This is a genomic window from Candidatus Binataceae bacterium (assembly GCA_035650475.1).
Lineage (GTDB): Bacteria > Desulfobacterota > Binatia > Binatales > Binataceae > JAKAVN01.
Map to the genome: position 1 here is coordinate 144,445 of DASRHP010000010.1, position 23,405 is coordinate 167,849.

17 protein-coding genes are annotated in these 23,405 nt (G+C 64.1%); 10 read left to right on the forward strand and 7 right to left on the reverse strand.

Annotated elements, in window-relative coordinates; genetic code table 11:
• Positions 1-145 precede the first annotated feature (145 nt).
• From VFB33_10835 to VFB33_10855, 5 genes are all read left to right on the forward strand, one after another.
• Positions 146-970 (forward strand): methyltransferase domain-containing protein, encoded by an 825-nt coding sequence (locus tag VFB33_10835; GenBank protein HZO82176.1) that lies wholly within the window; start codon positions 146-148, stop codon positions 968-970.
• A 7-nt stretch (positions 971-977) separates the two neighbouring features.
• Positions 978-1,775: a hypothetical protein gene (locus tag VFB33_10840; protein ID HZO82177.1), complete on the forward strand. Its 798-nt coding sequence runs from the start codon at positions 978-980 to the stop codon at positions 1,773-1,775.
• A gap of 151 nt (positions 1,776-1,926) precedes the next feature.
• Positions 1,927-3,138 (forward strand): hypothetical protein, encoded by a 1,212-nt coding sequence (locus VFB33_10845; protein ID HZO82178.1) that lies wholly within the window; start codon positions 1,927-1,929, stop codon positions 3,136-3,138.
• Between the two features lie 7 nt (positions 3,139-3,145).
• Positions 3,146-4,549: a hypothetical protein gene (locus VFB33_10850; GenBank protein ID HZO82179.1), complete on the forward strand. Its 1,404-nt coding sequence runs from the start codon at positions 3,146-3,148 to the stop codon at positions 4,547-4,549.
• A 21-nt stretch (positions 4,550-4,570) separates the two neighbouring features.
• Positions 4,571-5,686 (forward strand): ATP-grasp domain-containing protein, encoded by a 1,116-nt coding sequence (locus VFB33_10855; GenBank protein HZO82180.1) that lies wholly within the window; start codon positions 4,571-4,573, stop codon positions 5,684-5,686.
• Here VFB33_10855 and VFB33_10860 read toward each other — a convergent pair.
• The 3 genes from VFB33_10860 to VFB33_10870 all read right to left on the reverse strand — a co-directional run bounded on the left by VFB33_10860 (position 5,657) and on the right by VFB33_10870 (position 10,632).
• Positions 5,657-7,039 carry a right-handed parallel beta-helix repeat-containing protein gene (locus VFB33_10860; protein ID HZO82181.1) on the reverse strand — a complete coding sequence of 461 codons (1,383 nt, stop codon included), beginning with the start codon at positions 7,037-7,039 and terminating at the stop codon, positions 5,657-5,659. The genes VFB33_10855 and VFB33_10860 overlap by 30 nt on opposite strands.
• Positions 7,040-7,137: 98 nt before the next feature.
• Positions 7,138-8,580: an O-antigen ligase family protein gene (locus VFB33_10865; protein HZO82182.1), complete on the reverse strand. Its 1,443-nt coding sequence runs from the start codon at positions 8,578-8,580 to the stop codon at positions 7,138-7,140.
• 15 nt (positions 8,581-8,595) lie between these two features.
• The gene (locus tag VFB33_10870; GenBank protein HZO82183.1) at positions 8,596-10,632 is read right to left on the reverse strand and encodes an alkaline phosphatase family protein; all 2,037 of its coding nucleotides are present in this window, start codon (positions 10,630-10,632) and stop codon (positions 8,596-8,598) included.
• On the opposite strand from VFB33_10870, the gene VFB33_10875 reads away from it, so the two are divergent.
• Positions 10,625-10,954 carry a hypothetical protein gene (locus tag VFB33_10875; GenBank protein ID HZO82184.1) on the forward strand — a complete coding sequence of 110 codons (330 nt, stop codon included), beginning with the start codon at positions 10,625-10,627 and terminating at the stop codon, positions 10,952-10,954. The two genes, VFB33_10870 and VFB33_10875, sit on opposite strands and share 8 nt — an antisense overlap.
• A gap of 102 nt (positions 10,955-11,056) precedes the next feature.
• The gene (locus tag VFB33_10880; GenBank protein HZO82185.1) at positions 11,057-11,539 is read left to right on the forward strand and encodes a hypothetical protein; all 483 of its coding nucleotides are present in this window, start codon (positions 11,057-11,059) and stop codon (positions 11,537-11,539) included.
• A 688-nt stretch (positions 11,540-12,227) separates the two neighbouring features.
• Here VFB33_10880 and VFB33_10885 read toward each other — a convergent pair.
• Entirely contained in the window at positions 12,228-13,007 is a 780-nt protein-coding gene (locus VFB33_10885) for a Crp/Fnr family transcriptional regulator (protein HZO82186.1), read from the reverse strand.
• 780 nt (positions 13,008-13,787) lie between these two features.
• On the opposite strand from VFB33_10885, the gene VFB33_10890 reads away from it, so the two are divergent.
• Positions 13,788-16,880: an alkaline phosphatase family protein gene (locus VFB33_10890; GenBank protein HZO82187.1), complete on the forward strand. Its 3,093-nt coding sequence runs from the start codon at positions 13,788-13,790 to the stop codon at positions 16,878-16,880.
• A 214-nt stretch (positions 16,881-17,094) separates the two neighbouring features.
• On the opposite strand, the gene VFB33_10895 is transcribed toward VFB33_10890, so the two are convergent.
• The 3 genes from VFB33_10895 to polX all read right to left on the reverse strand — a co-directional run bounded on the left by VFB33_10895 (position 17,095) and on the right by polX (position 21,059).
• The gene (locus VFB33_10895) at positions 17,095-18,102 is read right to left on the reverse strand and encodes an alpha/beta fold hydrolase (protein HZO82188.1); all 1,008 of its coding nucleotides are present in this window, start codon (positions 18,100-18,102) and stop codon (positions 17,095-17,097) included.
• Positions 18,099-19,223: an LLM class flavin-dependent oxidoreductase gene (locus tag VFB33_10900; protein ID HZO82189.1), complete on the reverse strand. Its 1,125-nt coding sequence runs from the start codon at positions 19,221-19,223 to the stop codon at positions 18,099-18,101. The genes VFB33_10895 and VFB33_10900 overlap by 4 nt, the downstream gene beginning before the upstream one ends.
• A 120-nt stretch (positions 19,224-19,343) precedes the next feature.
• Positions 19,344-21,059, reverse strand: a complete 1,716-nt coding sequence (gene polX, locus VFB33_10905) for a DNA polymerase/3'-5' exonuclease PolX (GenBank protein HZO82190.1) — start codon at positions 21,057-21,059, stop codon at positions 19,344-19,346.
• Between the two features lie 371 nt (positions 21,060-21,430).
• Here polX and VFB33_10910 point away from each other — a divergent pair, with 371 nt between their 5' ends.
• Positions 21,431-21,916, forward strand: a complete 486-nt coding sequence (locus VFB33_10910; GenBank protein ID HZO82191.1) for a CBS domain-containing protein — start codon at positions 21,431-21,433, stop codon at positions 21,914-21,916.
• A 68-nt stretch (positions 21,917-21,984) separates the two neighbouring features.
• Positions 21,985-23,358, forward strand: a complete 1,374-nt coding sequence (locus tag VFB33_10915) for an NAD(P)/FAD-dependent oxidoreductase (GenBank protein ID HZO82192.1) — start codon at positions 21,985-21,987, stop codon at positions 23,356-23,358.
• Positions 23,359-23,405 lie beyond the last annotated feature (47 nt).

Consider the following 23,405-nt stretch of genomic DNA (forward strand, 5'->3'; position numbering starts at 1 on the left):
GTACATGGTGGGAATTAAAGGCAGTCACAATGATCGCGCTCCGGGCTGTCCGATCTGCAAGAGCTCTTCCCGGCACTGCGCCGACGCGCCCGGGTGGGGCGAGTGGCGGGCGTGCGTAAAGTGCGGGATCGAATTCGTTCAACCGATGCGCCTGCCCGAGGACGCGCGGACGATGTTCGACGGTGCCTATCGCGGCCAGCGCCACGAAGCCGCCTTTTACGACTTCAATCGCAATCTCAGGCGCCGCGCCGCCCTCGTCAACGACCCGGCGCTGGGTTTCTGGACCCCGGCCTACTCCGCAGTGCTCGAATGGCTGGTCGGCAGATTCGCGCGCGGTGCAACTGTGCTCGAGCTTGGATGCGGCCCGGGATTGTTTCTACACGCGCTCAGGAACCGCGGCTTCAATGCGGTAGGTCTCGACGTCGCCCGCGAGGTGGTTGAGCTCAACCGCCGCGACGGCTTCACCGTGTGGCACGGCGGAGTCGAGAGCGTGTCGGCCGATTGGGTGCGCCCCGATGCGGTGGTTTCGTTCTTTATGCTCCACCACCTTGAGAATCCGATGGGTTTTTTCGCTGCGATCCGCTCCCTATGGCCGTGGGCGCCGCTGGCGGTCGCGCAATACGGGCCCGGGCGCCGCAGCCCTTTGCGCTCGGCGCCGCCGCGAAACCTGACGCATTGGAACGCAGGCTGTTTGCGCACCGCGCTGGAAATCTCGGGTTATCGGCCTGCGGTCAGCGATTTGCCGAGCAGCGGCGTCGAGCAGCCTTTCCTCGTTCCATTGCGCAGGATCCTGAAGCCGACCGTCGGTGTTCCATCGCTGTTCCGACTGAATAAGCGGATCGAGCGCCAGCTTCTGCCCAGGCTTTTGCAACCCTTGCGGGTGAATGCCGAAGTGGTGCTCGCCCTTGCCGATCCAGCACAACCGGGACTCAGAGACGGGCCCCAAGAGGACGCGGAAAGCAGGGCCTGAGATCTCCGTGCAGGTGAAGCTTGTGAATAGCGATTCAACCCTGGTGATCGGGATTGGCGAAGTGGGTAGCGCGCTTGCCGACGTCCTCGAGCAGCGGATGGGACCGGTGCTGCGGCTCGACCTGGCGCCGCAGGAAGTTTCACGGCGGATCGCCGTGATGCATGTATGCATACCATTTCACAGTCCCGACAGCTTTCAACGCACCGTAGCTGGTTATATCGGCCGATTTCAGCCCGCTCTTACCATCCTCAACAGCACGGTGCTGCCGGGCACCACACGCGCTTTGCTCCGCGCGACCGGCGCCGCCGTTGCCTATAGCCCGGTTCGCGGCAAGCACGCGAAGATGACGGCGGACCTCAAGCACTATCGAAAATTCGTCGCCGCGCTCGACGTCGAAACAGCCCGCGCAGCGGAGCGCCACTTCCGGGATGCAGGAATGACAACGCAGCGTGTGTCGCGTCCTGAGACGCTCGAGCTCGCGAAACTTGCCGAAACCAGTTACTTCGGCGTGCTTATCGGGTTCGCCCAGGAGCTCAACCGATACGCCAATCGGGTGGATGCCGATTACTCAGAAGCGGCGGAATTTTTCGAGGAAGTGGAGTTTCTGCCGCGGCATCGTTATTTCCCGGGATTCATCGGTGGCCACTGCGTCGTCCCGAATCTGAAGCTCCTGCTGCGACTCGCACCCTCGGCGCTCTTCGAGGCGGTGCTGACGTCTAACGAGCAGCGGGCCGACGAGTTGCGAATGGCCGCCGCTGGTACCGCCGCAATTGGTGACGGGCCCCGGTGCGATGGAAACAAATAATGCGACCTGCTGGGTGGTAGCCGATCCCGGATGGGGCTCCGCGGTCGTGGCGGCCCAGTTCGCCGCGCTGCGCGGAGCGCGCGTGCGCGTGTGTGCGCAAGCCGATTCGCTCCCCCAGGAGGTACTGGCTGGCAAGGGCACGGTGATTGCGATGACGGCAGCCGCGCTGCGGCGCTGCGATTGGCGGTTGCTGAAGAGATGCGTGGAAGCCGGCGCGACCGTCCATGTCAGCCGCTTCGAGCAAGCGCTCGAACATTCGCTTCAACCTTTCGTTGACGGCCGGTTTCGGATTGAGAGCCGCACCGACATTCGCAGTTTCCGTCTGTGCGACGCGGCGACGCTCCCGCAAGCGTTGCGGGGCGAAGAACTTCCGGCGGGCGGCGCGGCGGCAGTGGCGGTCGGACTAAACGGTCACTGCCGGACGCTGATGGCGGCGGAGCAGGGCGGGTCGCGGGCGCCCGCGCTCTTTAGTCTCGAGTGTGGCGCCGGCGCCGTCATCTATGATCCGAACTCCGGGGCGGACGAAACCGGCAACCCAATTGTTGAACGTCTTGCGACGCCGCGCGGGATCCTTGCCGGCACCGGCGCGTTGGTCGCCGCAAACCTTGCGAACCAAAGGCGCTGGCAGGCCCCTACCAGTTTCAACATCACCATCGACGATCGCCCGGCCAATTTCGATTATCTCGGGCCGTTCAGGCTCAAGGCTCTGCTTGAGCACTTCAACGCGCATTATCCTGGAGTCCATCTCGATCTGGCGTGGACGCCTGAACACGTGCACGTCAGTCGGCGCTACGTTGACCTCGTCCGCCGGTGCGGCGGCGGATTCGTCTGGCATGGATTTCACCGGCACGTTGATCATCGTACGCTCGCCGATCCAGCGAACGAACTTCGGCGCGGCCAGGCACTGGTTGAGGAGATCGCGCGGCGCTTCCGCGTACAGTTCCAAAAAGTGATGGTGTTTCCGTACGAGCGGACCAGTTGGGACTTGCTCGCGCGATTGGAGAAGGCGGGTTTCATAGCAGTCACCGAGTGCGCGGCGGCGCGTCCGGAGGCGGAGTTGGGCGTGCCTCCATTTATGCGTCGCTCGATCCCGACCCACTTCGTGCCGGGACTCGGCATACCCGTCCTGAGGCGATACCCGGTAGCGGCACTAAACAGGTCAACACTGCTCGCGCTCGCCGCGCTCGGCCACCCGATTATTGCGATGGCACACCCGCTGGACCTGGCGTTGCGCCGCTTTGCGCTGGGCCAGGGCCCAGGACGCGCGCTCGGGCATTTCGAACGTCTGCTTGAATTTGCGTCGCACAAAGGACTGCGCCCGGCATCACTTGAGGAAATAGCAAGCGGCTTGCCGCAAGCCTAAGGGTGTGATGCTCCCACAGGAGACCTTGGCGTTTCGTCGCATCGCGGCCGCGCTGCAGGAGAGCCGCGCGCCGTACTGCGTGCTTCACGGCTGGCGCGATCTGGGAAACCGCGAATCGACCGATATCGACATTGCAGTGTCGCCGGGCGCACTGGCGGTGGTTGAAGATGCGCTGAGTCGCGACGGCTGGCACATAATACAGCTCATCAATTACGAGATCGGAGGCTACTTCTTTGTAGCCACCAGCAGCTCACACGAGCGGCGCGATCTTCTGTGCATCGACGCGATAACCAGTTTTCGTCACAACGGGCGTCTCTATCTCGACGCCGACGACCTTCTCTCCGGTATCCACACGCACCAGGGTCTGTCGATCGCTGCGCTGGGCACCGAATTCGGCTATCTGCTGGTGAAGAAAATCATTAAGGGTGCGTTTCCTATACATCAGCGCGTGTTGCTGACGGAGTTGTCCTCGCAGCTTGAGGAGCGGGCGCTTCGAATATCCATTCGGCTTTTGGGCTCTCGCCTCGGAAAGGAGATGCACGAGTGGATCAAGGGCGCACGGTGGAATGCCGTACAGGGGAACTTGGGGCGGTTGCGTCGCGCGCTGCGCCGCCAGGCGGCGCGGCGCTATCCGGGTAACCGCCTTGGCTATTGGCCAGGCGAGTTGAAGCGGCTGTGGGGCCGATTTCGCCTCCACACGGGGCTTGCGGTGGCGCTGCTCGGCCCCGACGGAAGCGGAAAGAGCGCACTGATTGAGCGGATGCGAACCGACCTTCGCGCCGCCTTCCGTGAGTCAGCCGTGTTTCGGCTGCGCCCGGACATCTTTGGACGCAACTCAGCCGGGGTCAATCCGCATCCCCACGGCGCGCCCAGCCGATCGGCCTCGGCTTCAATCGTAAAGCTGGCGCTTCTGCTGGTCGACTACATTGCAGGCTACGCGTCGTTGGTCAAGCCGCGCCTGGTACGAAATGACCTTGTACTGTTCGATCGCTACTATCACGATCTGCTCGCGGATCCCGTGCGCTATCGATTAAGGGGCCTGTCGCGATTAGTGCGCCTGGTCAGTGGCTTTATACCCGAGCCCGATCTCTTTCTGATACTTGACGCTCCGGAAACAATTATACTCGGGCGCAAGACTGAGCTTCCATGTGAGACGCTTAACGCTCTTCGCGGAGTCTATCGCGATCTTGCCCAATCCCTGGGACAGGCGGTGGTAATCGACGCTTCAATTGACTGTGCAGGCGTGGCGCGAGCCGCAGAAACGATAGTCTGCGACTATCTGCATAGCCGCTACCTGGCGCGCCGGCACGAGTGGTTCAGGCAGCCGGCACGCGCAGACCTCAAGAGCGACGGAGCGCTGCTGACGCGGGCGCCGGAGCCCGGTGTCGAGTCGGCGCTGCGAGTTCAGTAACGCAGCGCCGGAGGATGCGTGATGCGACGCGCGCTGATTCTGGACAAGCGAGCCGGGTCGTTGTCGATCCAATTGTGCCGCGCGCTCGCACGCAGGGGCTATCAGGTGGACCTCTTCGGGCAGGCGGGCTCGGCTGCTTTCTGGTCAAGGCATTGTGCCAGGGCTCTCGAGGCCCCGCCTTGGCGTCCGGACGCCGTCGCACCGGCGTTGCGGCGGATAATCGACAGAGGGACGTACGATGCGGTTTACTTGTGCAATGAAGAGATCCTGGAAATGCTGCATCACGTTCCGCATTCGGCCGCATGGAACGGGCTCCCGCTTTCGGAAACTGCAACGATCGAGCTGTTACTGAGCAAGCACGATACGCTGTCACAGATGGCGCGCGCCGGGGTGCCCGTGCCAACTACCATAATTCCGGCCAATGAACAGGAAGTGGAGCATGCAGGGCGCGAGCTGCGCCTGCCGTTGCTGGTGAAGGGCGAGCGGGGTGACGGCGGCAGAAACGTTCGGCTGGTGAAACGGCGCGGGGATCTGCGCTCGACGTACGCGCAGATCGCGTCCTGCGAGGCGGCTTATGGCGGCCGTCCCGCGCTGCAGGAAGTCATCCGCGGCGATGCCTATTCGGTCGGGGGGCTCTTTGTCGAGGGCCGCGCGCTGCGCATCTGCGCCCATCGCAAGCTGCTCACCTATCCCCCGAAGGGCGGATGGACCGTCAAGGGTGTCACGGAGCGGCCGAAGGGGTTGTTGGAAGAGAGTATGAAAGTGTTTGCGGCGCTGCGCTACACGGGCCTCGGACACGTTGAGTTTATCCGCGACCGGCGCGACGGCCGCTACAAGTTCATCGAGCTGAATCCGCGGGTATGGGGAAGTATCGGAATTGTCGAGCACGCCGGCGTCGATCTGTATCAGGCCTACCAGGCGGTGGCGCAAGGGCTGCCAGTTGAGCCGGATCTGAGCTACCGCGAGGGCGTGCAGTACCATCGGTTCTCAGGCGAGATCCGTACGATCCTGCAACGGCCGGCGCGGCTGCCCGGCTTTCTAAAGGACGCTCTGGATCCGCGGGTGCGCTCCGACTTCGATTGGTCGGACGCCAAACCGCATCTCTTCTCACTGAGCTGGAGTACGCGTCACAACTGAAGGACTGCCGATTACCGGCAATGCCGAGAAACGCGGCGAGCGGCCCGCGGCTCCTCGGAGGCGCCATTGTCCGAGATCAAGCGTGCGGCGGCCGATACGAAATATGGCCTGCGGCTCCCAATCAGCGTCCTGGTCGCGGACAGTCCCGTTACCGTCAGTTTCAAAGAAGAGGCGTGCGGATCGAATCAGGTTGTGCGACAGGACTATCTCCGCGGCGCGCGGTCCGAAATAGATTCCCGTACCAACATCATGAATTGAGTTGTGACCGAGCGACGCGGTCGAGCCCAGCGCCGCCTGAAAGCCATTGCTCGCCCGATACACTGTATTGTCCATCCAGACGATGCCGGTGGCGTGCTCCGAGTAAAAGGCCGCGCCGTGGTTCGGTCCATCGTGTGCAACATTACGTGTCACTGTTACATGTGAGGAGTTCTTTACGTCGATCCCGTTGTGATTCCAATAGGAAACGTTGTTGGCGGCGATCAAAGCGTGGTCAGCGCCCTGGCAATTTATCCCGTTGCCATGGCCTCCGGTGTAGGAGATCGTATTGGCGGCGATCACCGGCGCAGTATCGAGGGTGGGTTCTTGGAGATACATTATGCCGTTGTAGTAACGGTGATCATCGATGGGGCCGGTGCCAGTCTGAGTAACGGTGTTGCGTTCTATAATTACTCCCGTCAGTCCGCGGCGTCCGCGGTAGGAGTGGAAATATATTCCATACCCGGCGGTGCGTTCGATACGCAGGCCGCGTATTACGATGTTACTGGCCTGGTCGTCGCTCACGTTCGCGTAGAAGCCGGCCGGCCGCACGGCGGCCTCAACGGCGCGCGCCGAAGGGCTGCCACCGTCAGGCAGCCATACGTAAAGGGCGGCCTGCCGGGAATTGAAAAACCAGCTTCCAGGCCTCATCTCGGCGACCGAACAAGAGCGGGAGGCTGAGCACTGGGCACCCGGCAGACAGCATGCGCGAGCAAGCCCCCAGGATGGAGCCCCGTCGACGTACACGTTGCCCGGCTGCGCGCCGAGCGCAGCGCGATAAATCGGCGGACGCCAGGGCGACCAGCCCGTCACGACGTCGCTGCCGCTGATGACCGGCTGGTCGCCGTGGCCGTAAGAGGTGAAGGTCAGGGGATGCCTGGGCACGCCGCCGCGCTTTGCCACCAGCATTTCACGCCACGTGCGTCCCCTGCGCAGATGCACGGTGTCATCGGCGCCGAGGCGGGCAGAGTTAACGCGTGCGAGTGTCCTCCACGGCGCATGCAGTGTGCCGGGGCTGGAGTCGTTGCCTAGCATGGAATCGACGAAGAAATCGCTCGCACGGGCCGAGATGTTCGCAAGCGCTATGCTGAAGGTCATCAGGGCAAGCGCAAGAATGGCGGCTGGCCGGACGGGTCTCTTCCAAGCGGCGCGGCCGGCGGAACAAACGGGCAATGTCGGCGCCCGCTCGGGCCGGTTCAGGCAGTGGGGAATAATTGGATTGTCCTGAAAAGCGGATTCTCAGTCGGTACCACCGATGCCGCGCGCTCTCGTTCGAGCAGTCGGAAGCGCTCGGCTGCCATCCAACACGCGCACAGGAGCAGTCCTTTCGGATAGCGGATCGGATCGAGGGGGCTTTCGACCAACGCAAGGGTAAGCAGCGGCACGACCACGAGCAGTGCCATGCTCTTGAGCTCCCAAGGGTCTTCATCGCCGGCAAAGAGACTTAGCCAGGGCCGGATGAACGCCCATAACCAGAGTAGCGTTGCCGGAATTCCCACTCCGATCGCGATGCCGAGATAGCCATTATGAAGCGAGGTATTTGCGCCCCGCAGCCAGTAAGCGCCCCAGTCCGGGAACAGACGATCCTGAAAGATCTGCCCTTCGACGTCGTAGCCGTATCCGGTAAGTGGACGCCGCTCTATCTGGTGCACCTCGAAACGCCACGCCTCCGTGCGCCCGGACAGATTTGCCGCGCCCCGGTTCAGATAAACGCGGGCGCCGCTACTCAGGCTGATCCATATCGCACCCGCGACGAGCGCCGCCGCCACGCACGCGAGCAAGCCCTTCAGTCTATATCTCCAGATTGCATAAAGAGTTCCTCCGATGCCGAGCGCCACGAAGCCGGAGCGCGAGTCTGCGACCGCCGCGAGCGCGGCGGAGATCGCGATGAGTCCGCCGAGCGTCGCCTTGCGCCATCCGCTGACATGGGGCCAGCAAACCGCGCCCGCGCCGACCACAACGACCAGCAGCTGCCCTAACACGTTGGGGGTATTGAAGATGCCGCTGAATCGCGGCGGAAGCCCGGGTTCTTCGGCGCTCCACGACATCGCGGAGGGCAGGGCGACCGCCGCCACCATCTGCAAGGCGAGGATAACGCCGCAACAAACGAGAAACCGAAGGAGGATGTTTCGAACCTCCACGCCTGCGCTTATATCAGCGATCATGGCGCTCAGCCCCACGAACAGCAAAATCGCGGGGAGAAGACGGCCGACCGAAGCCGCCGGCGCGAGCGAGTAAATCGTGGTTGCTGCGGCCCACGCATAATACAGGGCGAAGGCCTTGAAATTCCCGCGCAACAAAATCCCCGACCGCCACGCCGCCGGCACCATCGGGATACACAGCGCGGCCAGAATCGGGTAGCGAAAGATCCAACGCGACTGCGGATCGTAAGGAATGACGTTCGCGTAGGGCAGCAGTTCCTCGAGCACGAGCAGGCCCAGCAACCACGCTCTGTGCGACGAGACAAACCGTGATAGCCATATGAGCCCGCCTACTCCGACGACGGCAGCCAAACCCGCGCCCAGCGCCTTGCCCGGCAAGCTCATAAGAGCGATCATCGCGGCGGTCGTGACAGAGGCGACGGCCAGAGCCTGTCCGGCTGCTCCCGCGTTAGCTCCTTCGTGAGTATCTATCTCCATCAAGCACGCTCCACCTTATCGAATCGACGGCGCATCGCTCCGGAACCGGGTAAAGTCGAACATGTTCATCAAATCACCCACTGCGGGCCGATTCGCGGGCACGTAGGGGTCGCTCGACGCTTGCGGATTCGGCAGGTTGTCGCGCGTGCGTGAGGAAAGACGAGGCAAACCCCAATTGGCCTCGATAAATTTCAGCACCGAGGCGTGATCATAATAAGTGTGATCCACGTATCCGGCTTTAGCGTATGGGGAGATGATGACCGCCGGCACTCTGGGGCCGTCGCCGAAGAAGTCGATCGGTTGGATGTATCCGATATCGAAATAGCCACCGCTTTCGTCCATGGTGATCAGGATCGCGGTACTGGAGAAGAGCGTAGGATTGTTGATTATCGCGTTGACCACGCCGGTCGTGAAGGTTTCGAAGGCGGTCAACGTGGACTGCGCAGGATGGCCGGAATTCGAGGTTTCAGGCGCCAGGTATGCGACCGCCGGCAGCCAGTTGTTCGACACGTCGGTGATGATTTGGCTTGCGTTTGGCCCGCCCCAGTTCGTTCCGTACAGCTTCCAGCTGATCTTGTTGGCCGTGAGTCTCTGCGTGATGGTGGGGCTGCGGCCCACGGGCGCCGACGTCCCGACCGGCACGTTATTTAAGAGATAATACGTGTTGGGCGCGCAGTCACCGCCATTGAATGGCGGGTACGGCAGCGAATTGAGATAGTTCATGATCGCAGCGACCCCCGGCTGCGTCGTGTCCGAACAATTGACATAGCTGCCGCCCGAATTGCCGTCCTGCGCGTAGAAATTGTTGGTGCCAGCCTGCGGATCGGGAATGTCGATGAGATTTGAAGGCGGTACCGTGGGGGTGCCGGAGCTGTCGTTGTAAAAGAGCACGTCGGCATGCGTCAGGTAGAAGAACTCCGGATTGGTCCCGCCCATCACGGCCTGATGATAATTGTCGGCCAATGCATAGTTCTGCGCCATGAACAACAGGTGTGGCGCGTCTGCATTGATGTCGTAGTACCCCATCGAAAGGGCGCCCTGGTAAGTGCCGCTTGGTGAGGGCGCCGGGCTGCTTTGGATTCCGTTGCCCACGGTCTGCGCAACCCACACGAACAGGTCCATCGCGTTTTGCGCGACCTGCTGCCACATCTGGTAAAAGCGATGGACCGGGTCGCCAACCGGCTGATCGGGCGCAACATAGGCGCTGATGCGATAGGGCCCATTCGCCAGGTCGCTTGGAAAGCGGTTGTCATTGACGTATTGGGGCTGGCCGAAGGCGTAGGTTGTATTGGGCTGCGGCAGCGCGCCGTAGGGGCCGGTGCGAGTCGGGTTGATCGAATAGACGTCGGTGTCATTGGCCTGCTGCTGGGCGGCCAGCGCAAAGTTGGGGCCCGGGGCGTTGGAAGAGGTTATGATACCCTGCGACAGCAGGTTGCGCACCGTCTGCCCGGAGGGCGGCTGGTAGGTCGCAAACAAATTATCGAAAGAGTGATTTTCGGCAAAAATCACCAACAGGTGCTTGATCGGCGTGGTGGTCGGAAAGGCGGTGGCGTCGTTGGCGGTCGACACGCTGATGGAGCTGGTGCCGATTTGGTTCTGGCCGCTGTCATAGCCGTTGGCCGTCAGCGTGTGCGTGCCGTCAGGCAAGGTAGTCGTATTCCAGCTGTACGTCGAGGGAGCTCCCGAGGCCAGGAGGGCGCCATCAACGTATAGATTGAGCGACTGCACCGCAGAGGTCGTCGAGGTGGTGACATTTACGATGCCCCAGAGGGTTGCGCCGTTCTGCGGAGCCGTGATGCTGACGGTGTTTTCAACACTGACCGCTATCGAAGTGGTCGCGATGGTTCCGGTCGAGTTCTTTCCGTCGACGCGAATCGTGTGACTGCCGTTGGTGACGGTGGCGGAGTTCCAACTGAAGGTATAGGGCGGCGATGACGCGATGTACTTGCCGTCAACGTAAAGATTGACCCACGACACCGGCGGCGAGGCCTGGGTTGCGATGCTTACGGTGCCGAACACGGCGGCGCCGTTGGCCGGAGAAAGGATGCTCACCAACGGGGTTGGAGTCGGAGTTGGAAAAGGTGTCGGCGACGGCGTTGGCGTCGGGCTTGCTGTGGGCGCCGGGGTCGGAGAGGGCGACGGCGTGGGCGTCGGTGACGAAGTCGGCAACGGCGTTGGCGTGGGCGAGGCAACCGGCGTCGGTGTGGAAGCGGGAGTCGGGGTCGGCGAAGAGGCCGAGTTGGCCACGTTAACGGTTATCGAGGCGGTGGCAATCACGCCCGTGGAGTTTTTTCCCTGGGCGGTGAAGGTATGGCTGCCGTTGGCCACCTTGGTGGAATCCCACGTGAAAGTGAAGGGCGGCGACGACGCGTAATATTTGCCGTCGATTACGAGATTGATCCACGACACCGGCGGTGATGCGGTCGTAACTATACTCACTGTGCCCGAGACGACAGCCCCATTGGCAGGTGAAGTGATGCTCACCAGCGGAGCCGGCGTAGGCGATGGCGCCGGAGTGGGCGTCGGTGTGGAAGTCGGGTTCGGCGACAGCGTGGGAGTCGGCGTCGGGCTGGAGGTTGGAACCGGCGTCGGGCTCGGCGAATCTGTTGGCATCGGCGAGGGCGTGGCGGTCGGTGCCGGGGTGGGCGAGCTGGTCGGAATCGGTGACGGCGTCGCCGTGGGAATCGGCGTAGGCGTTGGTGTTGGTGCCGGGGTCGGACTCGGAGTGGGAACGGGAGTCGGGGTCGAGGCGGGCGTTGGGGTCGGCGTCACCAGCGGACTCGGAGTTGGCGTCGAAATTGAATTGGCAACCGTTACGGCTATCGAAGCGCTGCCGACAACGGTTCCCGAGGAGCTTTTGCCGTCGGCGCGGATCGTATGGCTGCCGTTGGCAACGGTGGTCGAGTCCCAGGTGAAAGTATACGGGGGTGAAGACTTGAAGTACTTGCCGTCGATATAAAGGTTGATCCAGGATACCGCGGTGCTCTTCTGAGTTGCGATGCTGACGGTGCCGGACACGCTCGCTCCGTCCGCAGGCGAAATGATAACGACCGCCGGTGTGGGAGTAGGAGTCGGAGTTGCGCTTTGGGCATCGGCGGCGGGAGCGAGGCCCGCAATCACTAAGACAACCATCATGGCTGCCGCGCCGAGCGCACGCGCCGCGCCGAGCGCGCGGTTGCACCATCGCAGCAAATCAAAGTGGGAAAAAGCAGTCACTCGGTGCTCCGTCCCATTCGGCTGGCGATGCCGTTGTCTGGGTTGCCACGATGGTAACGTGCGCGTGCAACTCGGCCTACTCACTGGCGGCAATATGTAACGGAGAGGGCGGTTACACAGTGACCAGTCACCGGCAGGGAACCGCCAACCGTCAATAGTCACTTCGTCATGTGATGCGTCGCCCCGGCCTAGCTTGAAGGCTCTCCCTCCGAGCCCGGGGGGCGGGTCAGTCGCCACTCGTCAATCTTGCGCAGGTCGAAACGCCATCGATTGCCCACCTTGAATGCGGGCAATTCGTCCCGCTTGAGGAGGCGGTAGACGGTGGTCGGATGCACATGCAGATAGCGTGACAGTTCCTTCACCGTCACGAGGCGCGGACGAGCCGCCTCATCCTGTTGAGCAGGTGGCACGGGAACCCGCGCGCGGGCAGCCTAGTTGGCGTGCGACTGCGACTGGTAGTGTTTTGCAAACCCGTTCTGCGCGACGACTCCCGTATTGCTCGCCGGCACGATCTTCGTCGGGATCCGACCGTCGAGAAGAATGTACTGTTTGCCGTGGCGCGCGAGCTCCCGCCGCGCGACCATCTGCCCGATCAGCCTGCTCACCATCGGGCGCGAGCTGCCAATCATGTCAGCCAGCTCGCCATGGGTGAGCTCCGGGGTCAGAATAATCCCGCGCTTGTCCTGGACCCCGAAACGCTCGGCGAGGTCGCCCAGTACGGCTTCGAGGCGCCGGCGGAAGGACAGATTGAAGAGTGCCGCGTACCAGTAGGCGAGGGCTGACCAGCGGGTGTTAACCTGTTCGAAGAGCTTGAGCAAGGTCGCGTGATCGAGGCCGTGGAGGACCTTGAGCGCGCGCTCGCGGGTGAGCACGCCCACCGAGCAGCGGGTCAGCGCACGCGCCTCGAAGGCCTGGTTGCGGCGCCCTTTGACGTCGACGAAGTCAACGTGACCGAGCAAATCCCCGGGCCCGGCGAGCCGCACGAGTCGGCGTTGTCCTTCAGGCGTCACGAAGCAGAGCTTGGCGATGCCGGTAAAGATCCAGAACATCAGGTCGGCGGGCGAACTTTGCTCAAAGATCACCGCCTCCTTTGGATAGAGGATCGAAGTGTGGTGGTCGAAAAGTTCCTCGAGCAGCTCCGGCGGCAGCGAGTCAGCGAGCTGCGTTTGCAGGCGGCGATGGGTTTCTTCCGAAAGCCGGTAGGAGAACATTGCGCCTTTACCCCCTAAAAACCGTTGGGGCCGGCTCCCGCGCTTCCCCTCCTGCCAGCTGCGAGATACGACCGTAAGCAGAATGTAACGTCTGCCCTTTGATGAAGATAGAGAAAAATTGAGGCCTAAGAGTTATTTCAGGCGGAATTTTGAAGTGCGTGCGGTGAATTAAAACCGCGTGCGCTTGACGCTCTTCTGGTTCGCCCTGTGAGTTAGGCGAAGATCCTCTCCGGAAATAATCGAGACCGGAAATTTTTTAGGTTCTGCTGAAATTTGTTCATTTGCGACTAAGGGAAACAAAACCTGACAACAAGACACTTGATCGAGAGACTTCCGATCGCTGACGAGCTTCGCTTGTTCACGTTTTTCTTTTTCGTGACACCTGTCGCGCACTTCGTCAGGGTGCCCACGTTCTTCCTGCACGAGAGATCGCCGCGGCATTTTGCGGCTTCCGAACGATCGCCGACTTGATCAGTTTGCCTCCTCTGCGGCAACATCCAGCGCATCGAGGTTGGGGGGAGCCCTCGCAATACCTGTGAAGTTCCTGTTCCGCCTGAGTCCGCAACCTTCGTAGAGTCTCCCCTTAAGACCAACTGGCGTAGTGCTCCTTGGGAGGCGGCGCGATGCGCGCCGAAACCGGGGATGGTGAGGTGCGGTGGGGGCCTCGACTACGTTCTTCGCAAGCTCAGTTTGTGCGGCCCACCAGACAATTGACGCGTGTCAGTGTGCGCCGGGCTTGTCGCGACAGAGCGGTGTGGTGCGGCGCGGGAGGGAAGAACCATGCGAACGCGAGGCGCCCAAGTGTGTGGGCTAGCGGCCGCGATGGCCGCGCTGGTGTGGCTGGCCGCATTCGCCGATGCGGCGACGAGCTCGGCTGTCAGCATAACGTCGCCGAGCGACGGGGCGACGGTCTCGGGCACAGTCACAATCACGCTGGCCCAAGGGCCGCACGTGAAAACCGTCAACGTGTATATCGATAACGTCGAGCTGGCGACCGCACCGCCCGACACCATTTCGTGGAACACCGTCACCGTCGCCAACGGTTCGCATACGATAGTTGCCAAGGCATATTCGGCTAAAGGCAACCTGCAGGGCACGGACTCGGTGACAGTGTCGGTTGCCAACCCGACGACTGCGACGCCCGCGCCGCCGCCGGCGACGCCGGTTGCAACGCCGTCATCCACGCCCGCGGCGACCGCCACGCCGATCGCAACTGCGTCGCCGACTCCCGCACCCACGCCTGCGCCGGGCGCGCACGCCTACTACGTGGATCCCGCCGGCAACGACACCAACTCGGGCACCAGTCCGACCACTCCCTGGCGCACGGTTGCGCGCGTGAACGCCGCCAGCCTGCAGCCCGGCGACGTGGTTTATTTCAAGGCCGGCGGGCTGTGGCGGGAAACTCTTGCACCGGCCAATGGCGGCGCGGCGGGCTACCCGATCACGTTTACTTCCTACGGCAGCGGGGCCAAGCCGATAATCAGCGGCAGCGACGTAGTCAGCGGATGGACGCTGAACAGCGGCTCGACCTATCGGGCGGCGTTGGCCGTCCAGCCCAACAACGTCTACGTCGACGGCGGTCCTGGATGGGGCCTCACGCGCGCCGGATCGGTCTCCGCGATGACCGCCGGAAGCTGGTTCTGGAGCGCCTCGGTGCTCTACGTGCGGCTCGCCGACGGCTCCAACCCGTCCACCCATCTGATCGAGGCGGCGACCCGCGTGTACGGCTTCAGGGTCAATACCGGCGCCGGCTCAAGCTTCAGCTACATCACCATCGACGGGCTCGAGTTTGAGCGCACTGGCGGCTACGGAATTTACTTCCACGACTACGCGACGCCCGGCCATGCCGGCCTCGCGGGCATCGTGATCAGCAACAACACCGTGACCCAGACCGGCACCGGCACGGTGGATGGCGGACAGTACTACAACGCGGTGCATTTCCTCGACGAGACGCACTCGACCGACAGCGTCAGGATTCTCAACAACGTCATCAGCTACTGCGGCGGGCACAACTGCCTCGAGGCGCAGGACGCCAACAACGTCGACATCGTGGGCAATGACGTCTCCCACTACAATCACAACGGAATCGACACCAAGGGCGGCTCGGGAATCCTCGTCCGCGCCAACTACGTCCACGACCAGCCGAGCATCGGCGCCGCCTTCTATATCGAGGACACCACCAGCTACAACGCCGACGTGACCTGGGAGCAGAACACCGTCTACAACGCCTCCAACGGGTTCCAGTGCGCGGGCGGCGCGGCCGCCGCTCATGTCAGCTGCACCCTGTACAACAACAGCATGCTGAACGCTGCGACCGGGATCTTCCTCGGGCCCTCGGGCACCGACGCGGTCTCGATCAACGTCAAGAACAACGTCACTTTCGGCAGCAGCATCAGCTTCGAGAATGACGACGGCAAGGGAACCTATTCGATCGACTACAACGATTGGGGGTCGAACCCGCGCCTGATGCTGGGCGGCACGAGCTACAGCTTCAGCCAGTGGCAGGCGCTGGGCGGCCACTCGCACGACATCGCGGCCGACCCGCTGTGGGTGGACGCGCCCGCCAACTTCAGCCTGCAATCGACCTCGCCCTGTATCAACGCCGGCGTCAACGTGGGACTGCCGTACAGCGGAAGCGCGCCCGACATGGGTGCGGTCGAATGGCAGGCGGGCGGGGCGACCCCGACGCCCACAGCGACGGCGCCGAGCGCAACTGCAACGCCGACCACGACGCCTGCGCCGACGCCGACGCCTGCCGCCGCGGTGAGCATCACGACCCCAGCCGCGGGCGCGACCGTCTCGGGCACCACCAGCATCGCAACGGTGGTGAGCCCGCAGGTCAGCTGGATTAACGTTTTTATCGACAGCACCTACCTGGCCTCTTCGCCGCCGTATACCTTCGCATGGAACACCACCGCCAGCACCAACGGCAGCCATATCGTGATGGCGCAGGCGAAGAACTCCAGCGGCACCGTGATCGGCACCGATTCGATCAGCGTCACCGTCCAGAACGGTGCGGCGACGCCGACTCCGGCGGCGACTCCGACGCCGAGCCCGCTGGCGACCGCTACCCCGGCGCCGCGCGCCTTCAGCCACGTCTTCGTCGTGGTCGAGGAGAACCACGGCTACACCGACGTGGTCGGCAATACGGCCTCGATGCCGTACCTCAACTCGCTCATCGCCAAATACGGGCTCGCCACCCGGTACTACGCGAATACGCATCCGTCGCTGCCCAACTACCTGTGGCTGACCACCGGCAGCGCCGACGGGATCACCGCCGACGTCTGCGGGGTGACCGTCACCGCTGACAACGTGGTGCGCGAGCTCAACGCGGCCGGGCTATCCTGGAAAGCGTACGAGGAGAGCCTGCCCTCGCCAGGTTACCTCGGATGCAGCTCTGGCGAGTACGTGGAGAAGCACGATCCTTTCGCGTACTTCAGCGACGTGATCAACAGCAGCGCGCAGCAGCAGAACATCGTGCCGTTCAGCCAGTTCGCGGTTGACCTGGCCAACAACACCCTGCCGCGCTACAGCTTCATCACGCCCAACCTGCTCGACGACGCGCACGACGGCACCTTGGAGCAGGCCGACGTCTGGCTCCAGACCAACATCGCGCCGCTGCTGAGCACCCCGCTTTTCCAGCCGGGCGGCAGCGGACTGTTGATCATCGTTTTCGACGAGGGAACCGACAACACCAACGGCGGTGGACAGGTAGCCTGGGTCGTCGTCAGCCCGCTGGCCAAGGCCGGCTACCGCTCCACCACCTTCTACCAGCATCAGAGCACGCTGCGTCTGATGCTGGAGGGATTGGGGGTGACCAGGCTGCCGGGCGCAGCAGCCACCGCGCCCGACATGTGGGAGTTCTTCAACTAGGCGCAAGCGGGGAGGCGGCCCGGCGCACTCTCGGCAGGCCACGGGTGGAACTTCGTGGTGGTGCGGAGGGGGCCCACCGGGGGGCCGATGGTGGGGCGCAGGGTTGGATGCGCCGCGGCTCGCCTCTCCGCCCGCAATTGGATTCTCGCTGCATGGCCCGCCGCCACCACCTCGCCCGTGGTCGCGGCGGGCCAGGGATGCTGCTGAAGGGCCGTCAGTCCGCGAGCAGCTCGCGCAGCGCGCTGTCGATCGCCGGGATGTCCTGCGGGTTCATCGGAGCCATGTGGCCCCAGATCGAAGCGATAACGCGGCATTCGGCGCCCGCGATATGCCGCGCCTCGTATTCACTGTCCGCGGGCGGGAAGTAGCGGTCGTTGTCCACCGGCAGCACGATCGTGCGCGCCCGGATCGCGCCGAGCGCGGCTTCGAAGTCGCCGCCGTAGAGCGGATTGTCGCTGATATCGGCGTGCTCCCAGGTCCAGAGCTGGGAGAGCAAATTGTTCGCGTCGCATCGCAGAAAGAACGGTTCCCAGAACGACCACACGTGCTCGGCCCAGTCGCGCGCGCCAAGCACCCGATATGCCTCCGTGCGATAGAACGCCGCCGACGTTCCCCATCCGGCGTAAATCGCGGCGAAAGCCTTCAGGCCATTGACCGGCGGCCGCTCGTAAAAGCCGTCCGCAAATCCCGGGTCCAGCTCCAGCGCGCGGCGCAGCGAGAGCAGGAAGACCTTGTTGTAGGCGGCGGTGCGGGCCGAGCCCGCGATCGGGCAGGCGGCGCGCACCATGTCGGGGAACTGGGCCGCCCACTGGAAGGTCTGGCAGGCGCCCATCGACCATCCGGTCACCAAATGCAGGCGCGCGATGCCGAGCTTCCGGGTGACCAGCAGGTGCTGCAAGCGCACGTTGTCGAAGATGCTGACCTTGGGAAAGCGGCCGCGCTCGCTCGGCGCCGGCGCGTTGCTCGGCGAGGACGACAGGCCGTTGCCGAGCAGGTTTGGCATCACGATGAAGTACTTGCGTGGATCGAGCGCGCGCCCCTCGCCGACCATGAAGCTCTGGATGTCGGTGTGAGTACCGGTGTACCAGGTCGGCACCAGCACCGCGTTGTCGCGCGCCGAATTCAAGGTGCCCAGGGTCTTGTAGGCGAGCCGGGCCGTCGGGAGCATCCCGCCCTTTTGCAGGAGAAGGTTCGGAACTTCGAGGACGTCGTAGTCGGTCATGGCCTTGACCGGTTGCCGATCGTTCCGAGCTGGCGGAGCAGCGGCATGATCTCGCGCGCGAAGCGCAGGGTGTCTTCGTAGTACGACAGGAACACCATCAGCACGCCGTCGATTCCGCAGCGGTAAAGCCGGTCGAGCTTTTCCGCCACCTGCTCGCGGGTGCCGAAGATCGGCAGCGCGCCGGCGCCCAGCGCGAACATTTCGAGAGTAAAGTCGTCGAACGATCCGCTCTGCGGAAGCAGGCCGCGCGCCCAGTTCTCCGCCGCCTCGCGATCCATGTGGTCGACGATGCGGCGGCGCTCGGCCTCGGCCTCGCGCTCGGTCTCGCGCCACACCACCAGCGGATAGTTGGCGCACTTGACCGAACGGCCGTAGTGGCCGGCGCGCGCGCGGATATCCGCAGTCACCTGCGCGGTCGCTTCCAGCGAGGGCAGCGCGATGAAGGCCCAGTCGCACAGCCGGGCCACCATCTCGCGCGCCTCATCCGACACGCCGGCGTTGGCGATCGGCGGATGCGGCTTGCGCGTCGGCTGCGGCATCACCGACCCGCCGCGGATGCGGTACCACTTTGACTCGTGTTCGAACGTTCCGGGCTCGCAGGTCCACAGCCCCTTGACGATTTCGATGTAGGCCTCGGTACGCTGGTAGCGCTCGGCATGCGGGAGCACCTCGATTCCCATCATCCCAAACTCCCGCTCGCTCCATCCGCTGACCACGTTGAGGCCCCAGCGTCCGTTGCCGATATGGTCGAGCGTCGCCCCCATCTTGGCCGCGACCAGCGGGTGAAAGATCGGCACATGGACGGTGGAGAAGACGTTGATGCGCCGGGTGATGGCGAGCAGCGCCCCGGCCCAGGTCATCGTTTCCAGCGAGATGCCGAGGAAGTCGGTTTTGCCGCCGTAGCCTTTCCATTTGGCGACTGGAAAGAGGAACTCGAAGCCGGCGACCTCGGCCGCCCGCGCGATTTGCGCGTTCGATTCGTAGGTCCAATCATCGGGCACCGGCTTGTAGGTGCTGATCGAATAGGCGTTGCTGCAGTTGGGCATGAAGAGGCCGAGCGCGAGCGGCGCGCGCGCCTCCTCCTCTGGTGCGCTGCGTTTTGTAACTGGTGAATGCGCCACCCGGATATCTCCGCTGGACCGAATTCCCGGGCCTGATCTGGCCATTGCGCCGGATTCGACGCAAGGGCCGCGTGTGGGTCCTTCCGCCGCGGCGCGCCCAGCGGCGCCGCCGGCGCCGGGTCACGCGCTGCGGCGATTGCGGCGCAGCGCGGCCAACGGCTGCGTATTGAGCACGTCCACCGCCTCGACCCATCCGCGGCGCGCCTGCGCCACGCCAAATTCGAGCAGGCCGAAGCCGCTGGTGTGATGGGAGTCGCTGGAGATGACGAGCCTGACGCCAGCCTGACACGCCGCGCGGCACGCGGTGTCGGTCAGATCGAGCCGCTCGGGCTGTGAATTGACCTCCAGCGCGCATCCCTCCTCGCGCGCCACCTTCATCACCTCGCCCATCTCAAAGTTGCTCGCCGCGCGCTCGTGGAGCAGGCGGTTGCTCGGGTGGCCGACGACATCGACGTGCGGGTTGCGGAGCGCCTTGACAAGCCGGCGGGTCATCTCGCGCGCTGGCTGGTTGAGCTTGAAGTGCACTGAGGCGACCACCCAGTCGAGCTCGGCCAGCGCGTCGTCGGGCAGGTCGAGGCTGCCGTCGTCGAGGATGTCGACCTCGATGCCATGGAGAACGGCGATGCCGTGAACGGCGGCGCGCACGCGCTCGAGTTCGCGCGCCTGCTGGCGCAAGCGCTGCGGGTCAAGCCCGTGCACCATCGTCAGATGGCGCGAGTGGTCGGTCAGCGCCAGATATTCGAGCCCGGCGCGCTTGGCCGCCCGCACCATCTCCTCGACCGAGGAGCGGCCGTCGGTCCAGGTCGAATGAGTATGCAGATCGCCGCGCAGGTCGGCGCGCTCGATGAGCTTGGGCAGGCGGCCGTTCTCTGCGGCTTCGATCTCGCCGCGGTCTTCGCGCAGCTCAGGCGGAATCCACGGCAGTCCTAGGGCACGATAGATGCCCTGCTCGTCTTTGCCCGCGATCGGCTTGTCGCCGCGGAACAGACCGTATTCGTTGAGCAGCATCCCGCGCGCCTGCGCGATACGCCGCAGATGGACATTGTGCGCCTTCGAGCCGGTGAAGTAGGCGAGCGCGGCGCCGTAACTGGCGAGCGAGACCACCCGCAGGTCAACCTGGAGGCCGCCCCTGAGCACGACCGTGCTCTTGGTTTCGCCGCTGCCCAAGGTGCGCGCGATCCGGTCGAATTTAAGAAAGTGCGCGGTCACCCGCGCGGGCTCGGCCGAAGCGGCGAGCACGTCGAGGTCGCCGATCGTTTCGCACTTGCGGCGGAAGCTGCCGGCCACCTCGGCCTTTTCCACCGCGGGTGACTTTCTCAAATGCTCTTCGAGCGCGGCGGCGATTCCAGCCGCGTCCCGATAGAGCATCCGCTTGGGGGCCTCCGCTTCACCCGCCGATAGCGCGCGCAGGATCTGCTGTTCCATCTTGGGGCCGAAGCCGCGAATGCCCTTGAGCTGCCCCGCCTTGACCGCCTTGAGCAGGCTAGCGCCGTCGCGCACTTTGAGCCGCTCGGCCAGAAGTTTGACCCGCTTGGGGCCGAGCCCCGGCACGTTGAGCAGTTCGAGCAGGCCGCTTGGAACCTTGGCGACCAGCTCGCGATGGAGGTCGAAGTCGCCGGTCTTGACCAGGGTGACGATTTTGCCGGCGAGGTCGGCCCCGATGCCAGGAATCTCCTGGAGCGCTTCGGCGTCGAGCTCTGCGACGGCCGTCGGATGGTCACGGATGGCGCGAGCGGCGTTGCGGTACGCGCGGACGCGGAAGAAATTCTCGCCCTGGACCTCGAGCATCTCGGCCACCTCGTCGAGAACCTTTGCGACTTCCGCGTTCTGCATCATTGCTTGGCTATCAGCACGGTGAGTCAGTGCGCAAAATGCCGGGCGCTCCCGGTGTTTGCAAATTTCCCGCCGGCCGCGGACCGGCGTGAAGTTCGGCGGTTGGCGTCATACGTTTGCCGCGCTGCTTCCGGGAGAGTTCGTCGATGTCTCAAATGGATACATCAACGCTCTCCCAAAACCCGAGCCTAGACAAAGGTTCGACCAATTTCACGAAAAATTGCAGCGGGTCGCAAATTTCCTTCACTTTGGCACGCTCGCTGCTTGGATCGACAAGGACAAGTTTAAACGGCGACAGCCGGTCGGCGTACGGTGCCCACCGCGTGCGGGCTGCCGGTAAGCGTCGGCCCAGCGCCATGGCGCGGGAGGCTCTTATGCAGGTCGAAAGGATTATGATTCGCGACGTCAAGACGTGCAGTGCGAACGACACGCTCAATCGCGCCGCCCAACTGATGTGGGAGAACGATTGCGGCTGTATCCCGGTTATCGCGGCGGACGGCGACGGCCGGGTGATCGGGATAGTCACCGATCGCGATATCTGCATGGCGGCGTACACCCAAGGACGGCCGCTGTTCGAGATCCCGGTGGCGAGCGCGATGGCGCGTAAGGTCATCGCCTGCTCACCCACCGACGACCTCAAGCGCGCAGAGACGCTGATGCATGACAACCAGATCCGGCGGCTGCCCGTGCTCGACGAGCGCGGCCGCTTGCTCGGCATCATTTCGATCAACGATATCGCGCGCGAGGCCGCTCGCGAGCGCGCCTCCCGCCGCGGCGCGGTCGAAGTGTCCGACGCCGAGATCGGCTACACCTTCGAGGGTATCTGTCAGCCCCATCGCCACGATGGGCCCGCCGCTTGAGGCGGCGGGCCGTTGCTCGTTAGTTCGCTGCGCAGGCGCCGGGCGTATGATCGCTTCAGGAGCGCGCCATGTCCTCAAAAAGCGTCATCGTGCTGGGCGCTGGTCTGGCCGGTCTGGCCGCAGCCTACGAACTGAGCGAAGCCGGCCACACGGTATGCGTCCTGGAAGCGCGTAGCCGGCCCGGCGGCCGGGTGCATACGCTGCGAGACCCCTTCGCCGAAGGGATGCATGCCGAGGCGGGCGCATTCGCCTTCGTCCCCTCCGCGCCTGACTATGTGATGAACTACGTCAGACGCTTTGGCTTGGCGATAACGCCCGCCGTTCCGAACGAAGTGAGCGGGCTCGGAGTCGTGTATCACTTTCGCGGCCGGCGTGTGCCCGAGTCCGTGCAGATGGACTGGCCGCTCGGGCTTTCCGACGAGGAGCGGCGGATCGGATTGCCCGCGATGCGCAGCCGCTATCTGCGCTCCGCCGTCGATGAGGTGATTCGCGCCGCCGGCGCCGGCGATCTCGAAGGCGTCCTCCGAAAGTATGACCGCTACTCGTTTGCCGAGTTCCTCGACCAAGTTGGAGCGTCGCCCGAGGCGGGTGAACTGATGGCGGTCACCGACTGGGACCCGGTGGGCGAAAAGCTCGACGAGCGTTCGGCGCTCGACGTTCTGGCGCAGACCGCCTGCTACGGCGCCTTTCGCGGCCAGCGCTATTCGATTGTCGGCGGCAACGACCGGCTGCCCCGGGCGTTCGCCGAGCGCCTCGGCGAGCGCGTGCGCTACGGTGCGGCCGCGGCGCGGATCGAGCAAAATCGCCGCGGCGTGCGCGCGGTGTACATCCAGGGCGGCAGGGAAGCGGCGGTCGAGGCGGACTACCTCGTATGCAGCCTGCCGTTGCCCGCCCTGCGTGCGATCGAAACCTCGCCCCCCTTGGCCGCGCTCAAGCGCAGAGCGATCGAGGAGTTGCCGTATTCTTGCGTGACATCGATCGCGCTTCAGTGCCGCACCCGCTTCTGGGGCGAGGCAGGGCTCGCCGGCAGCGCCTTCACCGATCTGCCGATAAGCCTGCTGTGGGACGGCACCGACAGCCAGCGCACCCGGCGCGGAATTCTCCAGGGAGTGATGACCGGCGCGCGCGCGCGGCACGCGCTCGCACTCCCGCACGAGCGGCGGGTCGAGTTGATCCTCGATAGCGCCGAGAAGGTCTTCCCGCCGCTGCGAAGCTGGTGCGAAGGCGTGGAGTACCGATGCTGGGACGAAGAGCCGTGCTCACGTGGAGCCAACGCCTGGTTCAGAACTGGGCAGATGACCGCGCTGATGCCGGCGCTGGCGCAGGCCGAGGGGCGCTTTTACTTCGCTGGCGAGCACGGCGGCTCGCTGCTGCTGCATGGCTCGGCGCAGGGGGCACTGGAATCCGGCCTCCGCGCTGCCCGCGAGATCATCGCCGCGTAAGCTTCGTTTTCACGCAGCGGATTGTGCCGCTTGCGCAATTGAGAGCT